This window comes from Pseudomonas sp. SIMBA_041 (genome assembly GCF_046535095.1).
GTDB lineage: Bacteria > Pseudomonadota > Gammaproteobacteria > Pseudomonadales > Pseudomonadaceae > Aquipseudomonas > Aquipseudomonas mucoides.
The window spans coordinates 222,747-239,985 of record NZ_JAWRXJ010000011.1; the positions used below are offsets into that span (position 1 = coordinate 222,747).

General features: G+C 56.5%; 19 protein-coding genes. 13 read left to right on the forward strand and 6 right to left on the reverse strand.

Annotation, left to right across the window (positions count from 1 at the left end; genetic code table 11):
• The first annotated feature begins 69 nt into the window (after positions 1–69).
• The 3 genes from SB725_RS25080 to SB725_RS25090 all read left to right on the forward strand — a co-directional run bounded on the left by SB725_RS25080 (position 70) and on the right by SB725_RS25090 (position 2,922).
• Positions 70–399 (forward strand): DHCW motif cupin fold protein, encoded by a 330-nt coding sequence (locus SB725_RS25080; RefSeq protein ID WP_007992577.1) that lies wholly within the window; start codon positions 70–72, stop codon positions 397–399.
• Positions 400–706: 307 nt separating this feature from the next.
• On the forward strand, positions 707–1,336 hold the full coding sequence (locus SB725_RS25085) for a TetR/AcrR family transcriptional regulator (RefSeq protein ID WP_228758763.1): 630 nt from the start codon (positions 707–709) through the stop codon (positions 1,334–1,336).
• Between the two features lie 371 nt (positions 1,337–1,707).
• Positions 1,708–2,922 (forward strand): MFS transporter, encoded by a 1,215-nt coding sequence (locus SB725_RS25090; RefSeq protein ID WP_027924645.1) that lies wholly within the window; start codon positions 1,708–1,710, stop codon positions 2,920–2,922.
• 134 nt (positions 2,923–3,056) lie between these two features.
• Here SB725_RS25090 and SB725_RS25095 read toward each other — a convergent pair whose 3' ends face one another.
• Positions 3,057–4,622, reverse strand: coding sequence for a methyl-accepting chemotaxis protein (locus tag SB725_RS25095; protein ID WP_410922731.1), 1,566 nt, complete (start codon positions 4,620–4,622; stop codon positions 3,057–3,059).
• Between the two features lie 245 nt (positions 4,623–4,867).
• Here SB725_RS25095 and SB725_RS25100 point away from each other — a divergent pair, with 245 nt between their 5' ends.
• Positions 4,868–5,212: a cupin domain-containing protein gene (locus tag SB725_RS25100; RefSeq protein ID WP_059182728.1), complete on the forward strand. Its 345-nt coding sequence runs from the start codon at positions 4,868–4,870 to the stop codon at positions 5,210–5,212.
• A 24-nt stretch (positions 5,213–5,236) separates the two neighbouring features.
• On the opposite strand, the gene SB725_RS25105 is transcribed toward SB725_RS25100, so the two are convergent.
• Positions 5,237–5,539, reverse strand: a complete 303-nt coding sequence (locus SB725_RS25105; protein ID WP_082694353.1) for a DUF4189 domain-containing protein — start codon at positions 5,537–5,539, stop codon at positions 5,237–5,239.
• 352 nt (positions 5,540–5,891) lie between these two features.
• Between SB725_RS25105 and SB725_RS25110 the strand changes: the two genes are divergently transcribed.
• The gene (locus SB725_RS25110) at positions 5,892–6,764 is read left to right on the forward strand and encodes a DNA/RNA non-specific endonuclease (protein WP_059182729.1); all 873 of its coding nucleotides are present in this window, start codon (positions 5,892–5,894) and stop codon (positions 6,762–6,764) included.
• 23 nt (positions 6,765–6,787) lie between these two features.
• On the opposite strand, the gene SB725_RS25115 is transcribed toward SB725_RS25110, so the two are convergent.
• Entirely contained in the window at positions 6,788–7,024 is a 237-nt protein-coding gene (locus SB725_RS25115) for a hypothetical protein (RefSeq protein WP_027924631.1), read from the reverse strand.
• Between the two features lie 206 nt (positions 7,025–7,230).
• On the opposite strand from SB725_RS25115, the gene SB725_RS25120 reads away from it, so the two are divergent.
• Positions 7,231–7,572 (forward strand): hypothetical protein, encoded by a 342-nt coding sequence (locus SB725_RS25120; RefSeq protein ID WP_027924630.1) that lies wholly within the window; start codon positions 7,231–7,233, stop codon positions 7,570–7,572.
• Positions 7,573–7,772: 200 nt separating this feature from the next.
• Entirely contained in the window at positions 7,773–8,165 is a 393-nt protein-coding gene (locus SB725_RS25125; RefSeq protein ID WP_027924629.1) for a GFA family protein, read from the forward strand.
• A gap of 143 nt (positions 8,166–8,308) precedes the next feature.
• Here SB725_RS25125 and SB725_RS25130 read toward each other — a convergent pair whose 3' ends face one another.
• Together SB725_RS25130 and SB725_RS25135 are read right to left on the reverse strand one after the other, a co-directional pair.
• Positions 8,309–8,770 (reverse strand): GyrI-like domain-containing protein, encoded by a 462-nt coding sequence (locus SB725_RS25130; protein WP_194940259.1) that lies wholly within the window; start codon positions 8,768–8,770, stop codon positions 8,309–8,311.
• A 68-nt stretch (positions 8,771–8,838) separates the two neighbouring features.
• Positions 8,839–9,291, reverse strand: a complete 453-nt coding sequence (locus SB725_RS25135; RefSeq protein WP_059182732.1) for a hypothetical protein — start codon at positions 9,289–9,291, stop codon at positions 8,839–8,841.
• 154 nt (positions 9,292–9,445) lie between these two features.
• Here SB725_RS25135 and SB725_RS25140 point away from each other — a divergent pair, with 154 nt between their 5' ends.
• The 6 genes from SB725_RS25140 to SB725_RS25165 all read left to right on the forward strand — a co-directional run bounded on the left by SB725_RS25140 (position 9,446) and on the right by SB725_RS25165 (position 16,203).
• Positions 9,446–9,901, forward strand: a complete 456-nt coding sequence (locus SB725_RS25140; RefSeq protein ID WP_410922732.1) for an anti-virulence regulator CigR family protein — start codon at positions 9,446–9,448, stop codon at positions 9,899–9,901.
• A 115-nt stretch (positions 9,902–10,016) separates the two neighbouring features.
• Positions 10,017–10,538, forward strand: coding sequence for a hypothetical protein (locus SB725_RS25145; RefSeq protein ID WP_410922737.1), 522 nt, complete (start codon positions 10,017–10,019; stop codon positions 10,536–10,538).
• A 265-nt stretch (positions 10,539–10,803) separates the two neighbouring features.
• The gene (locus SB725_RS25150) at positions 10,804–13,389 is read left to right on the forward strand and encodes an EAL domain-containing protein (RefSeq protein WP_194940257.1); all 2,586 of its coding nucleotides are present in this window, start codon (positions 10,804–10,806) and stop codon (positions 13,387–13,389) included.
• Positions 13,390–13,741: 352 nt separating this feature from the next.
• Positions 13,742–14,668, forward strand: coding sequence for a Gfo/Idh/MocA family protein (locus SB725_RS25155; RefSeq protein WP_194940256.1), 927 nt, complete (start codon positions 13,742–13,744; stop codon positions 14,666–14,668).
• Positions 14,669–14,782: 114 nt separating this feature from the next.
• Positions 14,783–15,058, forward strand: a complete 276-nt coding sequence (locus SB725_RS25160) for a metal/formaldehyde-sensitive transcriptional repressor (protein ID WP_027924623.1) — start codon at positions 14,783–14,785, stop codon at positions 15,056–15,058.
• Positions 15,059–15,066: 8 nt separating this feature from the next.
• A complete protein-coding gene (locus SB725_RS25165) occupies positions 15,067–16,203 on the forward strand; it encodes a nickel/cobalt efflux protein RcnA (protein ID WP_027924622.1) in 1,137 nt (378 codons plus the stop codon).
• 141 nt (positions 16,204–16,344) lie between these two features.
• On the opposite strand, the gene SB725_RS25170 is transcribed toward SB725_RS25165, so the two are convergent.
• Positions 16,345–16,917: a chorismate mutase gene (locus tag SB725_RS25170; protein WP_410922733.1), complete on the reverse strand. Its 573-nt coding sequence runs from the start codon at positions 16,915–16,917 to the stop codon at positions 16,345–16,347.
• Between the last annotated feature and the right edge of the window lie 322 nt (positions 16,918–17,239).

Here is a 17,239-nt window from a genome sequence, read left to right on the forward strand (position 1 = left end):
TGTCTGTGTCTATCGGCACCATCGCCAGATTGTTACGGTCCGCATTTATTGTAATTCGATGAGGCAACCATGGATCTCACTGCCATTCCTTTCGGTACCACCGATTGGTCAACGATAGAGCCGGTGGCGCATGCCGGTCAGACAGGCACAGCCTATTGGCGGACCTGCCAGTTTGGTTCAGCGCGTGTGCGGATGGTCGAGTACAGCCCTGGGTATCTGGCCGATCACTGGTGCTGGAGGGGGCACATCCTTTTGTGCCTGGAGGGGCAGTTGCATACAGAGCTGGAAGATGGTCGTCAGTTCACACTGACGCCGGGCATGAGTTATCAGGTGGGTAATAATGCTGAGGGACATCGGTCGTTCACCACCACCGGGGCGAAGTTGTTTATTGTGGATTAGTAGTGGGGGGCGAACCTGCGTAATGCCCCCACCCGATCTCCTTTTGACCAATACGGCTCCAATCATCAGCGTTGAATTATACGTTTGCGGATGGTTGCTTCTGGCCGATTGAATCCACAGGTGGATTGCTGCAGCACGATTTCAAACTTTGTTGCAAGAGCTTTCGAAGTAAGCCCGGGGATGGAGCCGATTTTCGGCAATTACAGGATTTTTTGTGTGCTGAAGATCATTTTTTAGTATTGCCCTGTTTACGGTAAAGGCCAAGAGACCCGTTTCAGAGCGCTCAATCGTGTGTTGACTATCGGGCATGGACGCTTTAGATTGTTTGGAACGATCATTCCAGAGCGCACACCCTATGAGACCCAAGGAGTTTGACTCAGATGCCATAGCCGAAGCGGCTATGCATGTTTTCTGGTTGCGAGGGTATAGCGGAGCAAGTATTCAACATCTTGTAGACGGAACGGGGTTAGGACGCGGAAGTCTCTATAACGCGTTCGGCAGCAAACGAGGTCTCTATGAATTTGCTCTTCGCCGTTATTACCAACTCACTGCGCCAAATATCTCGATTTTATCAGAGGAAGGTTTGGTGCGAGATATTGTGCGCAAACTGCTGATGAAGATTGTTTCGGAAGAACTCAACGATAAAGAGAGTCTGGGGTGCATGGTCGCCAATGCCTCGTTAGAGTTGGCAAGGCATGATCAGGAAATAGCAAGTTTGGTCGCCCAAAACTTTTCGCGCATGGAGCGGGCCCTTAAGGGGCTGATAAAGCGAGGCCAGGAGAGCGGCGAAATATCCGTAGAAAAAAATCCCGGCGCACTTGCGAGATTCTTTGTCAGCACAATTCAGGGTATCAGGGTGCTTGGCAAAGGAAGTGCACAAGAAGAGCGTGCGGAAAGGCTGGGAGACATTGTTGACGTCGCAATAAGTGCTCTTTGAGGCCTTTTTTTTAGAATAACCAAGCTCAGTTAAATTTTTTTGCCTAGTATTGTACTGATCATTCCAGAAGTCTGGCTGTTTTAGATGATCGTGTTAATGCGATGTAAAACCTGCGCTGAACACCATCAGTACGAACGCGTCTTGGCTGTACTGATTGATAAAACAAGGCAAGTTAACGTGGATCTATCGCGTTTGAGGTGACGCGGTACCCGAGCCTTGAGTTAGTGCTGTTGAAAGTATCGTAAAAATATCAATAGCATTCGAGCCTGTTGACCCCCTTTGGATGGCACGCGGACGTTTATGAATACGAGATTCTCCAGCGTGCGCATCTACTTTGCAAAGTCCCAAATTATTAAAGCGGTGAACGTATTATGACAGCTCAGGACAGCAGTTTTTCCAATCAGCCTATTTCCGATATCGGCTATAGCGAACGTATTCCTATTTGGAAGTTACTGGCGTTTACCCTGGCGGGTTTCATTGCCATCATGACTGAAACCATGCCGGCGGGACTGTTGCCACAGATTGGATCAAGCCTTGGCGTTTCAGAGGCTTTCGCCGGTCAGTTGGTAACTCTCTATGCGTTGGGTTCGGTTTTAGCCGCGATTCCTATCGTTGCAGCCACACGCAGTTGGCGGAGGAGACCTCTGTTTCTTCTGGCTATTCTTGGTTTGCTGGTTTTCAACTCAATTACCGCGCTTTCTTCTAATTTCGTAGTGATACTTGTCTCGCGTTTTATTGCAGGTATGGCGGCGGGTCTTATTTGGGGGCTGCTGGCTGGCTACGCCAGACGCATGGTCCCTAACCATCTTCAAGGACGCGCCTTGGCAATTGTCGGGGTTGGCCAACCCATCGCTCTGTCTATTGGTGTTCCATTGGGCACCTGGCTGGGCGGTCTTTCGGATTGGAGAGGCGTATTTTGGATAATGTCGGGGCTTTCATTTGCACTGTTGATTTGGGTCCGATCCTGTATTCCTGATTACCCCGGTCAATCGTCTTCAAAGCGTCAATCCATTCGCGAAATTTTCCTTACCCCGGGTATCCGGTCAGTCCTCTTTGTGATCTTTGCCTGGATCTTGGCTCACAACATCCTCTACACCTATATCGCACCTTATCTGGCGTCAGTGGGACTTGCCGAATATGTGGATGTTGTGTTGTTTTTGTTTGGTGCCTCTTCCGTCCTCGGAATCTGGATAACGGGGGTGTTTGTAGATCGCTCTCTCAGGATGCTGACGATTCTCAGCCTCGCTCTGTTTGCCGCGGCTGCATTAATCATTGGCTTCGCCAATGGCAGCTCAATGGTTACGCTGGCTGGTATTGCCTTGTGGGGGCTGACCTTCGGTGGGGCGCCAACGCTGTTGCAGACAGCCATCGCGGATAACGCGGGGGAAGGGACAGATGTCGCGCAGTCAATGTTGGTAACCGTATTCAATCTTGCTGTCGCCGGCGGTGGGCTGCTGGGGGGAGTGTTACTTCAATACGCCGGTCCTGGCTCTTTCCCATGGACGCTATTGGTTCTTGCAGTTTTGAGCCTACTGGCCGTGTTGAGTGCGAGACGTCATGGGTTCCAACCGGGTCGTCGATCCTAGATATTTTGGAAGGTCGACTGCGTATTATCTGGCAACGTTGTCCTGCTGATGAGGGACTCCTGTTTACGGAAGTGCTGCCCGTGATGACCGCAGGGTGCTGATTCAGCACCCTGTAGGTCAACCGTCACTAATACCTATCGGTTAAAACGCTCTGCCAATCCGTGCAGATACTCAGCCATTCCCTCCAGATCCCGACTGATCGCAGCACCTTGCTTGGCCTGCCCGGCACTGTGATCGCACAGCTGAGCGATCCGCGTAATCTGCTGATTGATGTCTTCAGTCACGTGACTTTGTTCTTCCGATGCCGACGCCATCTGCTGGCTCATGCCGGTGATTCGGCTGACGGCTTCACTGATGCCGACCAGCGCCGACTGTACCGCCTCGACACGCTGCATGCTGTCGCGGGAAATCTGCTCACCCCGGCTGGCCGTTGAGACGGCGCGATCGGCGCCCATGTTCAGTGACGCGATGATGCCGTGGATCTGCTCGGTGGAGGTGCGGGTGCGTTGTGCCAGGGAGCGCACCTCGTCGGCCACCACGGCAAAGCCGCGCCCTTGTTCACCTGCCCGGGCCGCCTCGATCGCCGCATTCAGCGCCAGCAGGTTGGTCTGTTCGGCGATGGACGTAATGACGTCCACGACACTGCCGATGGCTTGCGTCTCGATCGCCAATGCGTTGACCGCCTGGCCGATTTCGTTGACGGCATCGTTCATGGCCTGCATGGCGCTCAGGCTTTGCACCGCCAGCTCACTGCCTTCGCGAGTCAACTGGTCGGCTTCGGACGCGGCATGCGCGGTGTTCATGACGTTTTGCGTCACTTCCTGGTTCGTTGCCGCCATCTGCGAAATGGCGGCGGCGGACTGATCCGTTTCACTGCGCTGGCGATCCAGTGACTGCGCTTGCGCACCCGAGAGTTCGGAGGACTGTGCGGCCTTGGCCTTCACATTGATCCCGGCATCCACCAGTCGGGACAAGGCTGTCTGCAAGCGTGCTTCCTCACTGAGCATGGCCATGTCCAGCCGACCCTGGGGGCCGTGGTTGTCGCTGAAGGTGAGCGCGACCAACGGATCGGAAAAGGCTTTCGGATGCTCGGCCAGGGTGCGCTCGATGGCTCGGCGATGTCGGGACTCGATCAAGTACCAGGCGATACCCAGGCTCGCCAACAGAACCCCTTGGGCTGCCACTTTTGGGAGCCACTGATCAGCCAGAAGTGAAACCACACCTGCCATCAATAATGGCCAGCCGTGTTGCATCGGCCGGAAAATCCGTGCACTCAGCGAAACGATCGGCTTGCCGGCCCGCATCCTCGCATAGAGTGCCGAGGACCGGCGGACCTGGTCGCGAGTGGGCACCGAACGAACCGACTCATAGCCACTCAATCGTCCGTTTTCAAAGATGGGTGTGACGTAGGCGCTGACCCAATAGAAATCACCATTTTTCGCGCGGTTTTTCACAATCCCCATCCAGGGTTTGCCTTGCTTGATGGTGTGCCACATATGAATGAAGACCCCGGGCGGCATATCAGGGTGTCGGACCAGGTTATGCGGCTGGCCGATCAATTCGTCATGGGTGAAACCGCTGATGGCCACAAACGCTTCATTGCAGTAAGTGATTCGGCTATCAAGGTCGGTTGTGGAGATCAACCGTTGTTCGGCGGGGAAGAGTCTTTCATGCTCGGTTACGGGCAAATTCACACGCATAAAACGCGATCCTTCTTCGGATTATTATTATGTTTTGGAGGTACGAAAGAGGCGCAGCGCCACTACGGTTAGTGACGTGTTTTACGCGTATTTTTTTGTGGCCGACCATTCATTCGACGACACCTTCTTTTCATTTCATGACACGTCTGAACCGCTGATCGATCCTTTGTCGCCTCTCGAGTGCACACACGCTTTAAGGGTGTTTACTAACAGTCAGGCCCGGTCTGTACAGAGAGGAATAGGTGATGAGTAATGAGCAGGCGGCACCCGAGACAAAAGGCGTTGCGGTGCAGTTACTGGCAACGATTGACCTGGGTCCTGAGATCGAGGGCATGGCAGGGCGCCAACTCAGAATGCGCAGGGTGACCATCGAGCCTGGAGGCGTCTTCGGGCCGATTCACAACCATGTAGACCGACCCGGCACCGTCTACATCCTGCAAGGAACGATCACCGATCACCGCAACGGTGTCGCCACGGACTATGGCCCGGGAGTGGGCTGGCCGGAAGACAGGAACACCACACACTGGCTGGAGAACAGAGGAACGGTAGCGGCGGTGGAGATCTCGGTCGACATTGTGCGGCAGGGTTAAGCTCTGGTCCGCCGTCTTGGGCCGCTATTGATTTTTGCACTCCGCGACCACCACCTGGCAGGTCTTCGGCGTGCCACCGGAGCGACCGGCATAGCGTATGCAATTGTCCATGGATTTCTTGCGCGCCATGTTCAAGGTGTCGCCCCAGGCCAGACCACCCTCGCCGGTAGTGGGTAGCGCTTTCGCATAGCAATTTGAGCCAAAGCTTGAAAGCGCATAGGGATCCCTGTGCACTTTTCTTGAACATCCTGTTGTCAGCGCCAGGCTGATGACGAGCAAGGGGAGGAGCAGCCATGAGCAGCCTGGGCGCGCTGTTTTTTCGATCATCCTGCTTCCCCTCAATCAAAAGGCTAGAGGCGTATTTGTGATCGTGCTCTACACAGATTAGACGGTGCAGTACCCTCGGTGGGATCGCCGTCGCAGAGCATCTCTTTCCTCGTAGCTCGTCATGAAAAGCGTTTTTCAGGACCGGCTGCTTCCGTTGTGATTAATGTAAACGCTGCTCAGCACTAACGGGCATTGTGAGGGTCAATAAATCCCGCACGACCGTCATCGTTACTTTGATCAAGGACTGTGAAAGCATGCTCACCGCAACATAATCCGCCATCGCCTTCACCAGGTTCCGTGAAACGGGACTCGCCGTACGTTTTTCCATCCATCCAAATTGAAGATCTAACGCATGTACCTACGCAAAATTGCAGTTGGGCTGTCGGCCCTTGTTTTGCTCTCGACCGGGGCGCAAGCCCGCAGCCTGCTGGATCTCCTCAAACCGCCCACCCAGCATCAGGAACAAGTGTCCCGCTCGGGTTCGATCAGCCAGGGCGCGGCGCTGGACCTTTATTCAAACAAACAGAAACAGGCCTCGTTCGACGGCTGCGCCGATCTGTTTCCGGCAGCCCGGCCGATCAACATCGCCACGGTGCCGGCCACCATGAACCCGTTGGCGTTGTGCTCCGATAACTTCGCGGTGCTGTACTCGCAAACCAGCAAGACGCCATTGGTGGTGGTTGAGCGACTGAATGCCGCCCAGCTACAGGACGCCAAAGGGGAGGAGCGCACCAACCAGTTCTACCCGGATCCACGCATTCCCAAGAGTGGGCGGGCAGAGTTGAGTGACTACCGCAGCCAACACCCGGCCGTGGACCGTGGTCATCAATCCCCGGCCGCCGATGCGCCGAACCCCAATGCCATGGCCCAATCCTTTGCGTTGTCGAACATGGTGCCGCAGGACCCGACCAACAATCGCAAGATCTGGAGCAAGGTCGAGTCGGATGTCAGGAAGTTTGCCAAGCGCGCCGATGGCAACGTCTTTGTCTTTACCGGCCCGATCTTTGATTCGGGCCATAGCACCATTGGCGACAACAAGGTCTGGGTGCCGACGCGCCTGTTCAAGCTGGTTTACGACGCCTCGTCGAAGCGCGCCTGGGCGTACGTGCTGCCCAACGCAGAAACCCGTATCGAGAGGCCGATGGATTACGAGACGTTCGTGAAAACCACGGGGCTCAAGTTGCTGGGTAATTTACCGGTCACAGGTTCCGTCGGGCGCAGTTGATCGAGCCGGTCATTTGTCCAGCGCTAAAGCCACGTATTCACCACCCGCCGATCCAGCTCCTCCCATTCCGCCATGCCCAGCACCCGCGTGGTGTTCAACCCACGCAAATAACCGCGCAACTGATTGGCCGTGGCTCGCGAGAGCTCCGGCTCGGGCGGGTTTTTGCTCATCAGCACGGTTTCGTACTGGACCAGGTACTCGGCCACCCGGTCACGAAAATCCGGCAAAACCGCATCGCGGATCAGGTCAAAGGTTCTCAAGGCGTGATCCTCATCAATCTTTTTGTGGGGGGTGTTTGAGTGTGCATCCATCGGCGTGGCGCGCAACTATTGCTAGACGTAATAGTGACCATTACCAAACACAAGTTCTTCTTTGTCGACAATAGTCGGAAAATCGCCCCCATCGAACACGCGGCTGAAAAAAAACCGCGTGATGAACCGAACATTTTGTTTTCAGGAAGAGACCGATGCGTCCTTTATTCGTAGCTGCCACGGCAGTTGCCTCAGTGTTGCTCGCCGGTTGTGCCTCCGCGCCGAACGACCCGACCCTGACCTTGCAGACCCGCAAGACCCCGGCCCAATACGCCGACTGCGTCGTCCCGAAATTGCAGGGCAGTGCGTTGAGCCCGACCGTTTCGCAGACCTCGCGCAGCTACCGGATCGTGGTGCCGAGCAAAGTCTCCACGGACAACGTGCTGGAAGCCTACAAGTCCGGGGACGGCGGCAAGGTGTTCATCTACGAGCGACATCTGCTGGCCTCAAGCTTCTTGCCGTCGAGTTTTGAACGCGCCGCACAGGATTGCATTTGACCTCGGATTGAACGCGTTTTTTACAGAGCTCCTTTGGTTGGCCGCAACCAACCAATTTTCTTGCCCCGCACCGCATTTTCGGTGACGGGGTTTTTTTTTGTCTGAAATTGAACAACCACGTGAGTGAAAGAATGGCGTGCGCCCCGTGCTGCTATCTTCTTAATCACCTTGCGAATGCGTGATTCCAGAGGAGGTACAGCATGGATCGATTCACGGGCGGCTGTCTGTGCGGCAATATCAGGATTGTGGCCTCGGGCCGTCCTTACCGGGTCGGCCTTTGCCACTGTCTCGATTGCCGCAAGCACCATGGGGCGCTGTTCCACGCCTCGGCGATATTCCCTCAGGAGGCAGTGACGATCGAGGGCGAGACCGGCGATTACGCCGGGCGGTTTTTCTGTCCGCGTTGCGGTTCGTCGGTTTTTGCCCGCTCGGGCGATGAAATCGAAGTGAACCTGGGGTCGTTGGATGCCCCTGACCAACTGAAGCCCACTTACGAAAGCTGGATCGTGCGTCGCGAGTCCTGGTTGCCGGCGTTCCCGCTCACCAGACACTATGAACACGATCGGGAAGGCACGGGGCGCGCGGAGGAGTAGGGTTGAGGCGATAAACGACAAAAAGCCCGCTTCGGCGGGCTCTCTGTTTGGGGTCAAATCCATTTGTCAGTTCAATCTGCGCTCTGTTCTGTAAGCGTTTCGTGAAAAACGTGTTGTCGAAATGAAAAAGTTTTTCGGAACGCCTACGACACGATGCCGATATGAATCTGAACTTCGTCTGGACCGCCATACGATTCAAAGTCCGTGGCATAACAGCGTTGCACCTGTGGATGCGCTTCAAAGTAGGCCCAAATAGTCCCCCAGGCCTGGATAACGGCAGCCGGCATGGCGCCGCGGGCCTCGAAGACCATGTACTTGCCTGCCTGAATCCCGACGTTATCGAAGTCGCGGTTCGGCGTACTGACCGAGACACCCGCCGTCACGTCGTAAGCACCGCTCGCATCAGAATCGTAGTCCGAATACACGCCGACAATCGGCGCCTCGGTCAACCGTTGCGGGATCTTCTCGGCAACATTGTCGGAAAAAAAGCGATTCCACAAACCAGGGATTTTTGCGCGGTCCTGCGTTGATTCATCGCGGTTGTTCGTACGTACGGTCAGACCCGCCACGTGAAAGCTGGACAGGTGTGCGATGTTGGGTTCCATTCCGGGGACACTCACTCTTTATAGAAGAACCCGAATTAAAGCACACCCTGATGCCAGTAAAGAGGTGGCTACTTCGCCGTGCTGCCTTGCTTGATATCCCCGCAGAAAATATCGACATTGCCATCCGTCGATGCCGTTCGCACGACGATGGAATACCCACCCGCCAGCAACACCGACATGGCAACAGGCGCGGTTCTGGATAACGTCCAGCCGCGTATTGGCTGGCGTTCGGTGTTGACCTGATCATTCATGGCGTACGCCACCGCCCCGGGTTTTTCGCAACTGCCTTTATAGATGAAGGTGTAGAGGCGCAGGGGCAGGGTGACACCGCTTGGCGCACCGCTGATGAAGAAACTGAGTCCGGTTTTATTGTCAAAGCTAGTCAACGTTACATCGCCGATCTGGCCGGCGTTCTGCCGCGTGGCAACTAACGGCACGGTCACACTGGGGTTTGATGATGTGGCGCAACCGAAAAGGGTTGCGCTGACCAGTAGCACTGCCAGTGAATGTTTGAACTTCATGGCCAAACTCCTGCGTCGAAGAACTGCGGGGGTGATTAGCCGGTATAGCTCATTAATGGTATTTCTGATGTTTTGCGCACGAAATTGTGCACACTTGTTGGATTGCAGTACTAAATTTCAGTACAGCGTCCTGCCACGAAGAAGGAACGACACCATGATCAGATCTCGCTTATTGATTTCAGCCGTTACGTGCCTTGCGTTGATCGTCGGCTCAACCACGGCATTAGCCGACCCTGGTAATGGAAAGGGTCAGGGTAACGGTAACGGTAACGGCAAGGGAAACCCGCACAACAATCAGGCCCATGGAAACGAAGGCAAGGGCGGCGATTGGGACAACGGCCCAAGCATTGATCGCGGCAGTGTCCTGGGAATTATTGGCGGGTATCCGGGCTACTGGAACTCTGGGCCTGCATTGCCTCCGGGCATTCAAAAGAACCTTGCGCGAGGCAAACCGTTACCACCGGGTATTGCCAAAAAACTGGACGGTCGGTTAGTCGGCAGGCTGCCTCATTACGATGGATATGAATGGCAACAAGCTGGCACGGACTTGATATTGGTCGCACTCGCCACCGGGCTAATTTACGAAGTGCTCAACGGTGCTTTTGATTAGTATTTGAGTCTCGTTTTCAATCGCGCAGTAAAGGCATTCCGTCTATCGTGGGACTTGAACTGACTGGGGTCTGACGCGTCTTAAAACACGTGATATCAACCCTGTGGAAGCAATCATGCTTTTAAAAAACAAGAGTCTCGTTGCTGTATTGTCATGCGCCATGATGCTTGCAGCCGCCCCATTACTGCCTGCTGACCTATCCATCATGAACTCCGCTTATGCGAAGGACGGTGGTGGTGGTGGTGGTGGTGGTGGTGGTGGTGGTGGTGGTGGTGGTGGCGGTAATGGCGGCGGTCACGGAGGTGGCGGTGGTGTTGGCGGTGGCCATGGTGGCGGTACAGCCGGCGGCCACAGCGGATCAGATCACGCCGGCGGCATTAGCAGTAACGGGCGCGGCGACGGGCTCAGCAGTGACCATGCCGGCAAAGCTGTTCGCGATCATGGTGAAAGTGGTAACCACTACGGCAGTGATCGCAATGGTGATCGCGGTCATGGCTCAACGACTTCAGGCATCGCTCACTCCAAAGACACTCGCGGCGTAGCTAAAGCCCGGGCTGTGGCGACTACGACGCCAGGCGATCACAACACCAAAGGGTTGAGCAAAGTCGGGACGTCGGTATCGCCCAAGCTGCATTGATCTGCCGTACCTCGGACTCGGCGCCTGTTTAAATCCGTTCTTCAGGCGCCGCACTCGGCAACCATTAATACCCCTCAGCGTTATCGCTGATCACCCATATCCAGCATAAATTTCTGACGTGTTCCGAGTAGTGGACAGATTCCTCGTCTACCCTCTGCGAGAGCATTGTGAACGGCCACGCGCAAAATCAGGTCATTCATTAGTTCGCTAATTCAGCCGATAACGTGGTGTGCACCCCTCTTGCATCAACGACCAGCGGGAATTTATGCCGAATAGCCTCGCCTCTATCGTCCACTCCCTCTCTCATCGTTCAAGCGTGTCGCTGGCACGGACTTCACTGTTCAAGTTTGTCGGTCTGTTAGCCGGTGTGTTTTTACTGGCCAGCTTTTCACTGGTTTATCTTGCAAACGATTTAGACCGGACAGAGGAAGTCGAAAGTGCGTTTTACACAAAGAAGGCGGTGCAATCGCTGGAAAAGTCGCTGCGCTCAGTCGTCAAGGACTACGCATTTTGGGGTGATGCCTACAAGCACTTGCATGCTCAAGTAGACCCGGATTGGGCCTATGTACGGCAAAACGCCGGGCCAACGCTTTACACCGACTTTGGATTTCAGGGGCTGTTTGTCGTCAACGACGTCAATCGCACGGTTTACTCGGTGATCAAGGGCGAACTGAAATCCGTTGCCGCGTCAGAGTGGCTGGGGGAAGCCATTGCGCCGATGCTGGAAAAGGCACGTGCAGGCGCGGATTCAGAAACACCGACAACCGCCTTTATCAATATTGGAGGCGAACCCGCGCTGGTCGCGGCAGCCGCTATTACACCGGGAACCGACCCGACCGTGGTGTCTGATGCCCGGCTACCGTCGGTGTTGATTTTCGTCGACATTCTCGACAGCGCCAAGCTTGAGCTATTAGGTAATGATTTCGGGGTCGAGGGCCTGCATGTCGCCACGGCTGATGATCTTGACGCGACGTCTTTCTTTCCACTGGGAGAGAACGGTGCTGCCGGCAATCTGTCTTGGAGTCCGTCCAGCCCAGGTCTGCGGTTACTGGGAGTAGGGCTGCCATTGATCGCCATTGCCGCGTTGTTGGTGTGCCTGATGATCTGGGTTATTTTGCGGCGCACCACCGCCAGTGCAGTGGCGCTGGACGCCAGCTACACCTCGCTTCAGACCAGTCAGGACGCCCTGGGCATCAGCGAAGCGCGCTTTCGCGACGTCGTTGAAGCCATCTCGGACTGGGTATGGGAAATAGGGGATGGTGGGCGTTTTACCTATTTGTCCGATCGATTTGAAAATGTCACCGGGCTCTCCCGGGACGCCTGGATCGGTGCGTCGATCAATGATCTGCTGGCCACCGAATTAGGTTTGCTGACCCAATGGTTGAGCATTCCGAACCGTCGTCCGGACATCAGCATCCAGTGCCGCTATATCGATGCCAAGGGGCGAGAGCGCATCACGCGTATCTCGGCCCGGGACATGACGGGCGCAGGGTTCCGGGGCACCGCAACGGATGTGACGGACGAAGTCGAAGCCCGTCGGCGCATCGAATTCCTTTCCCAGCATGATGCCCTCACCGGGCTCCCCAATCGGACCCGTCTTCAGGAGTTTCTTGACGGTAAACTCAAGGCAATGCCGACGGTGGAACAACCGCTGGTCATGCTCTGCCTGGACCTGGATCGCTTCAAACCGGTCAATGACTTGCTCGGGCATGCCGCCGGTGACCGCGTGCTCAATGAAGTGTCGAGTCGCCTGGCGGACTGCGTGCGCCACGGCGACCTTGTCGCCCGGGTCGGGGGGGATGAGTTTGTACTGATCCTCAGTGACGTGAGTTCCCAGGAAGAAGTCGAGACCCTGTGTCATCGCCTGATCGAGTCCGTTGAGCGGCCCATAGAGATTGATCAGCAGGAAGTGTTTGTCAGCGCCAGTATCGGCATCGCGATGGCGCCCAATGATGCGTGCGAAGCGACCGAGTTGCTGCGCTATGCGGACATTGCGTTGTACGAGGCAAAGTCGGGCGGCCGTAACACCTGGCGCTTTTATGCAGGCGATATGAACGCCAGAATCATTGAGCGCCGTCGTCTGGAAAACGACCTGCGTTTCGCCATCAAGCACGGTGAGCTGCGCCTGCATTTTCAGCCACGCTATCGTATCTCGGACGGTCAGATGGTCGGTGCCGAAGCGCTGGTCCGGTGGCAGCATCCCGAGCGCGGATTAATCCCCCCCGATACGTTTATCCCTATTGCCGAGGAGTCCGGGCTGATCCTTTTCCTGAGCAACTGGGTGATCCAGACCGCATGCCGTTGCGCCGCAAAATGGCCGGAGAATTTGTTCGTCTCCGTCAACCTGTCATCGACCGAGTTCAAGCGCGGCAATCTGGTCGAGCGCATTCAGAAAACACTGCACGACACCGGAATCGACCCTGCCCGGGTCGAGCTGGAAATTACCGAAAGCGTGATGCTCGAAGATGCCACGGGTGCACTTGAGATAATGCGCACACTCAAACGCCTTGGCGTGCGGATCTCTATGGATGACTTTGGAACCGGATATTCATCGTTGAGTTACCTGCGCGCGTTTCCATTCGATGGCCTGAAAATAGACCGCAGTTTCTTGAACAGGCTGGATGAAAGCGAGGATGACCGGGCCATTATCCAGGCGATCGTGGGCTTGGGGCGCGCGTTGGCGCTCACGGTGACGGCCGAGGGCATTGAAAGTGCAGAGCAGATGAGCTTGTTGAAAGCGGTGGCGTGCGATGAAGGCCAAGGCTATTTCCTGAGCCGGCCACTTGATGTGAATACGTTTAATGCGTTGGTCGGCGTCAAAGGCAGTGCAGTCAGCGCCAGCAACGTTTAAAGGTTGGGAAATACAGTCCAAAAACGCGCCATACGGACCGATCGCGCGCGGATTTTCATTGGTGGCCAATCCGTCATATTCAGTATTCCTTCAATACAGAGAGTGGGCAGCCCAATGCTTATGAATAAGGCTGCACCGTGTTTCAACGTCTTTTGTGTTCGCTGTCCGTTTTGAGCCTGTCTGTCGCCGCTGCCCAGGCTGCCGAGACCAGCACCTTGGCAGGCGGGGATGAAAGGATTGTGAAGGTGTGGGCGGAGCGGGCATCAGCATGTCGTCAATGACTTCCACGCCATACAAACGTAATCTTGCCGGCTCGCGTTCCATGACAAGACAAAAAAAACAGGAGTCATTGATGCAACCGATTCGTCTCGGCCTGGTGGGCTACGGCAAGATTGCCCAGGATCAACACGTTCCCGCTATTAACGCCAACCCCGCGTTCCAGTTGGTGTCTGTCGCCACCCAAGGGCAACCCTGCGCCGGGGTAGAGAATTTTCAGTCCTTGAGCGAGCTGCTCGAAAGTGGCCCGCACGTCGATGCGATTGCGTTTTGCACACCGCCGCAAGGTCGATTCGCACTGGTGCAACACGCGTTGGCCGCTGGCAAACACGTGCTGGTAGAAAAACCGCCATGTGCCACGTTGGGTGAAGCGATGGCGTTGGTGAATCAGGCCGCAGAGCAAGGTGTCAGCGGCTTGTTCGCCTGGCATTCACGCTACGCGCCGGGCATCGAAGCCGCCCGTGACTGGCTGGCCACCCGCACCCTGCAAAGCGTTCAGATCGACTGGAAGGAAGACGTGCGCAAGTGGCACCCCGGCCAGGCCTGGATCTGGCAGCCCGGTGGCCTGGGTGTATTCGATCCCGGCATCAATGCCTTGTCGATCATCACCCATCTGCTGGCGCTGCCGCTGTTTGTCGAGTCAGCCGAACTGCGCGTCCCCGACAACTGCCAATCGCCGATTGCCGCGTCGATCAAAATGTCTGATGCACGGCACCTCGATGTCCGCGCGGAATTCGATTTCGACCACGGTCACGACGAACTCTGGAGCATCGAGATCCGCTGCGCCGAAGGCGTGCTGCGACTGGACAATGGTGGTGCTCTGTTGAGCATTGACGGCGTGCGCCAGGCCGTATCGGAGGAGGGCGAATACGCGGCGGTTTATCGGCATTTCCAGCAGCTGATTGGCGACAACGCCAGCGACCTGGACCTCCAGCCGCTGCGATTGGTGGCCGATAGTTTTTTTGTCGGCAGTCGGGTGTCGGTTGAGCCGTTCTACGACTAGCGACCGCTGCTCCCCCGTTTCTTTCTACCTGACATGACTGCCTGCACTTGGGGGATTGCTTATCTCCCAACGGCAGGTCATCATGCTCGCCTGTATAGGTAGGGGGGGTATGGTATGTCGCACACTCATGAGCAAAAAGACGACCTGTTAAAACGGGTAAGACGCATTGCCGGGCAGGTTCAGGCGATAGAGCGCGCGCTGGAATCAGAGGCCGATTGCGCCAAGACCCTGCACCTCGCCGCGGCCACTCGCGGCGCCATGAACGGTTTGATGGATGAAATCATCGAGGCTCACGCTCACGCCCACGTCGCCAACCCGGCGTTGAGCGATGAGGAGCGGGCCAAAGGTGTCGATGAACTGCTCGAAGCCATCCGCCGCTACTCCAAATAGGTCCCGTGATGCCCAATTTCGCAGAACTGCTGCAACAGGGTGGCGCCCACGCGTGGCTCTATTTTCCGAGCGCGATACTGCTGGGGGCCTTGCACGGGCTTGAGCCCGGGCATTCAAAAACCATGATGGCGGCGTTCATCGTGGCCGTTCGTGGTTCGGTCAAACAGGCGGTGCTATTGGGCCTGGCGGCAACGCTGTCGCATACGGCGGTGGTGTGGCTGGTCGCGATAGGTGGCATGTACCTGGGCAAGGGGATGGATGCGCAAACCACTGAGCCGTATTTTCAACTTGCCTCCGCTGCGCTGATTATCTTGATTGCACTCTGGATGCTGTGGCGCACCTGGCGCGGCGAGCAGATGTTCAAGTTCGAGCAAGGTGAAGACCATCACCACGGCGAACAGGATCACGCTCACCACGACGAAACCCAGCGAATCGATACCGGTCATGGCCGCGTCGAACTGTCGATTTTCGAAACCGGCATGCCGCCGCACTGGCGCCTGAAAGCGTTGAGCGGGCATGCCTGGGGTGCCGGGGATGTCCGCGTGTTGACCACGCGTGCAGACGGCAGCACCCAGGCGTTCTCATTTGTCGAGCAGGACGGTTTTCTGCAATCGACGGCCGCCATTCCCGAACCCCACGAATTCAGCGTTCGCCTGAGTCTTGGGCATGCCGGGCACTCGCATGACTACGACCTGGAATACTCGGAGCATGACCACGGGCATTCGCACGCGGAACTGCAAGGGCTGGAGTTGTCGATTGACGGTTATCAGGATGCGCATGAACGTGCCCACGCCAATGACATCCGCAAGCGTTTCACCAACCGTGAAGTGACCACTGGCCAGATCATCGTGTTCGGTTTGACGGGAGGGTTGATTCCTTGTCCGGCGGCGATCACCGTTTTGCTGCTCTGCCTTCAGGTCAAGGAAGTGGCGTTAGGCGGCATGCTCGTCCTGTGCTTCAGTATTGGATTGGCGATGACGCTGGTATCGGTCGGTGTGGCCGCAGCCATTGGCGCGCGGCAAGCCAGCAACCGCTGGCCGTGGCTGGGGGCAGTGGCGCGTCGGGCACCTTATCTGTCCGGGGTGTTGATTATCGCGGTGGGCCTGTACGTTGGCATTCATGGCTGGATCGGGTTGACTGCATAAGACGCGTTGAATGGCGTGCGTAAAAAAGCCCGGCGGATAAGGCCGGGCTTTTCATTGAGTTGCGCGGTAAAACCGCGCATTGATGCAGTGCGGCTTTCGATCAGACGGTCGGCCCCCCCTTCGGCCACACGGCCTTCAATCTCATTGCGCCGCGATACACAGCTCCCCGGTAGCGCGTATCAGGGCCTGGCCGTGCAGTTGATCCTTGATCAGGTTGGCTCGCTCGGTCCCCAGCCAGTTCGGGCAATTGGGGTCATTGCGATAGGGCGCGAATTCGGCGTATTGCTGCAGCAAGCGATTTTGCAGCTCATCCAGGCGTGGCCTGATTTGATTGCCGAGGTCTGGCCGTGGAGTGTCCGGCGCTTTGGACGCTGCGCGCCATTGAGCGAGCAGGCCGTACTGCACCAGTTTGTTGGCTTCGATCTGTGCGGCCGTCAGCTCGGCAACCGCTTCCGGGTCCAGTTTTCGGCTCGCGGCCATCTTCCTGGCGTTGTCGATGACCTGCGTTTCCCGGGCCGTATCCTGAATCGGTTTGCCACTGTCCCACTTGGTCAACGCCACCAGATCAGCAATGCTCAAGCGCTCGTTGATCGTCACCAGCAACGGCAACAAGCTGGCGGGTGCCGGGGAGGGCGTACCGGCCTGGGCGCCGCACGCGAATACACCGAACAGGGCGCAGGTCAGCAGTTGTGGCAGGCGTGGCGAACGGAACATGGGCAAACCTCATTGAGCGCAGAATTCACAATCAGGTCTTATGTACCACAGGTGCGGCAGCGGCTTTAAGTGGGGGCTGATTTATTTTGTGCATGAAAAAGCCCGGCGGGTCAGGCCGGGCTTTTTGTCGAATGCTGCGGGAAGGCTATTCATTCATGCAGCGCGATACTTGATCAGGCGGTCGGAGCCACCTTCGGCGACGCGGTTCTGCATCAGGCGGTCGGAGCCATCAGCGGCTACACGGTTTTCGATCAGACGATCCGAGCCACCTTCAGCGACGCGTTTTTCGATCAGACGATCAGAGCCACCTTCAGCGACGCGT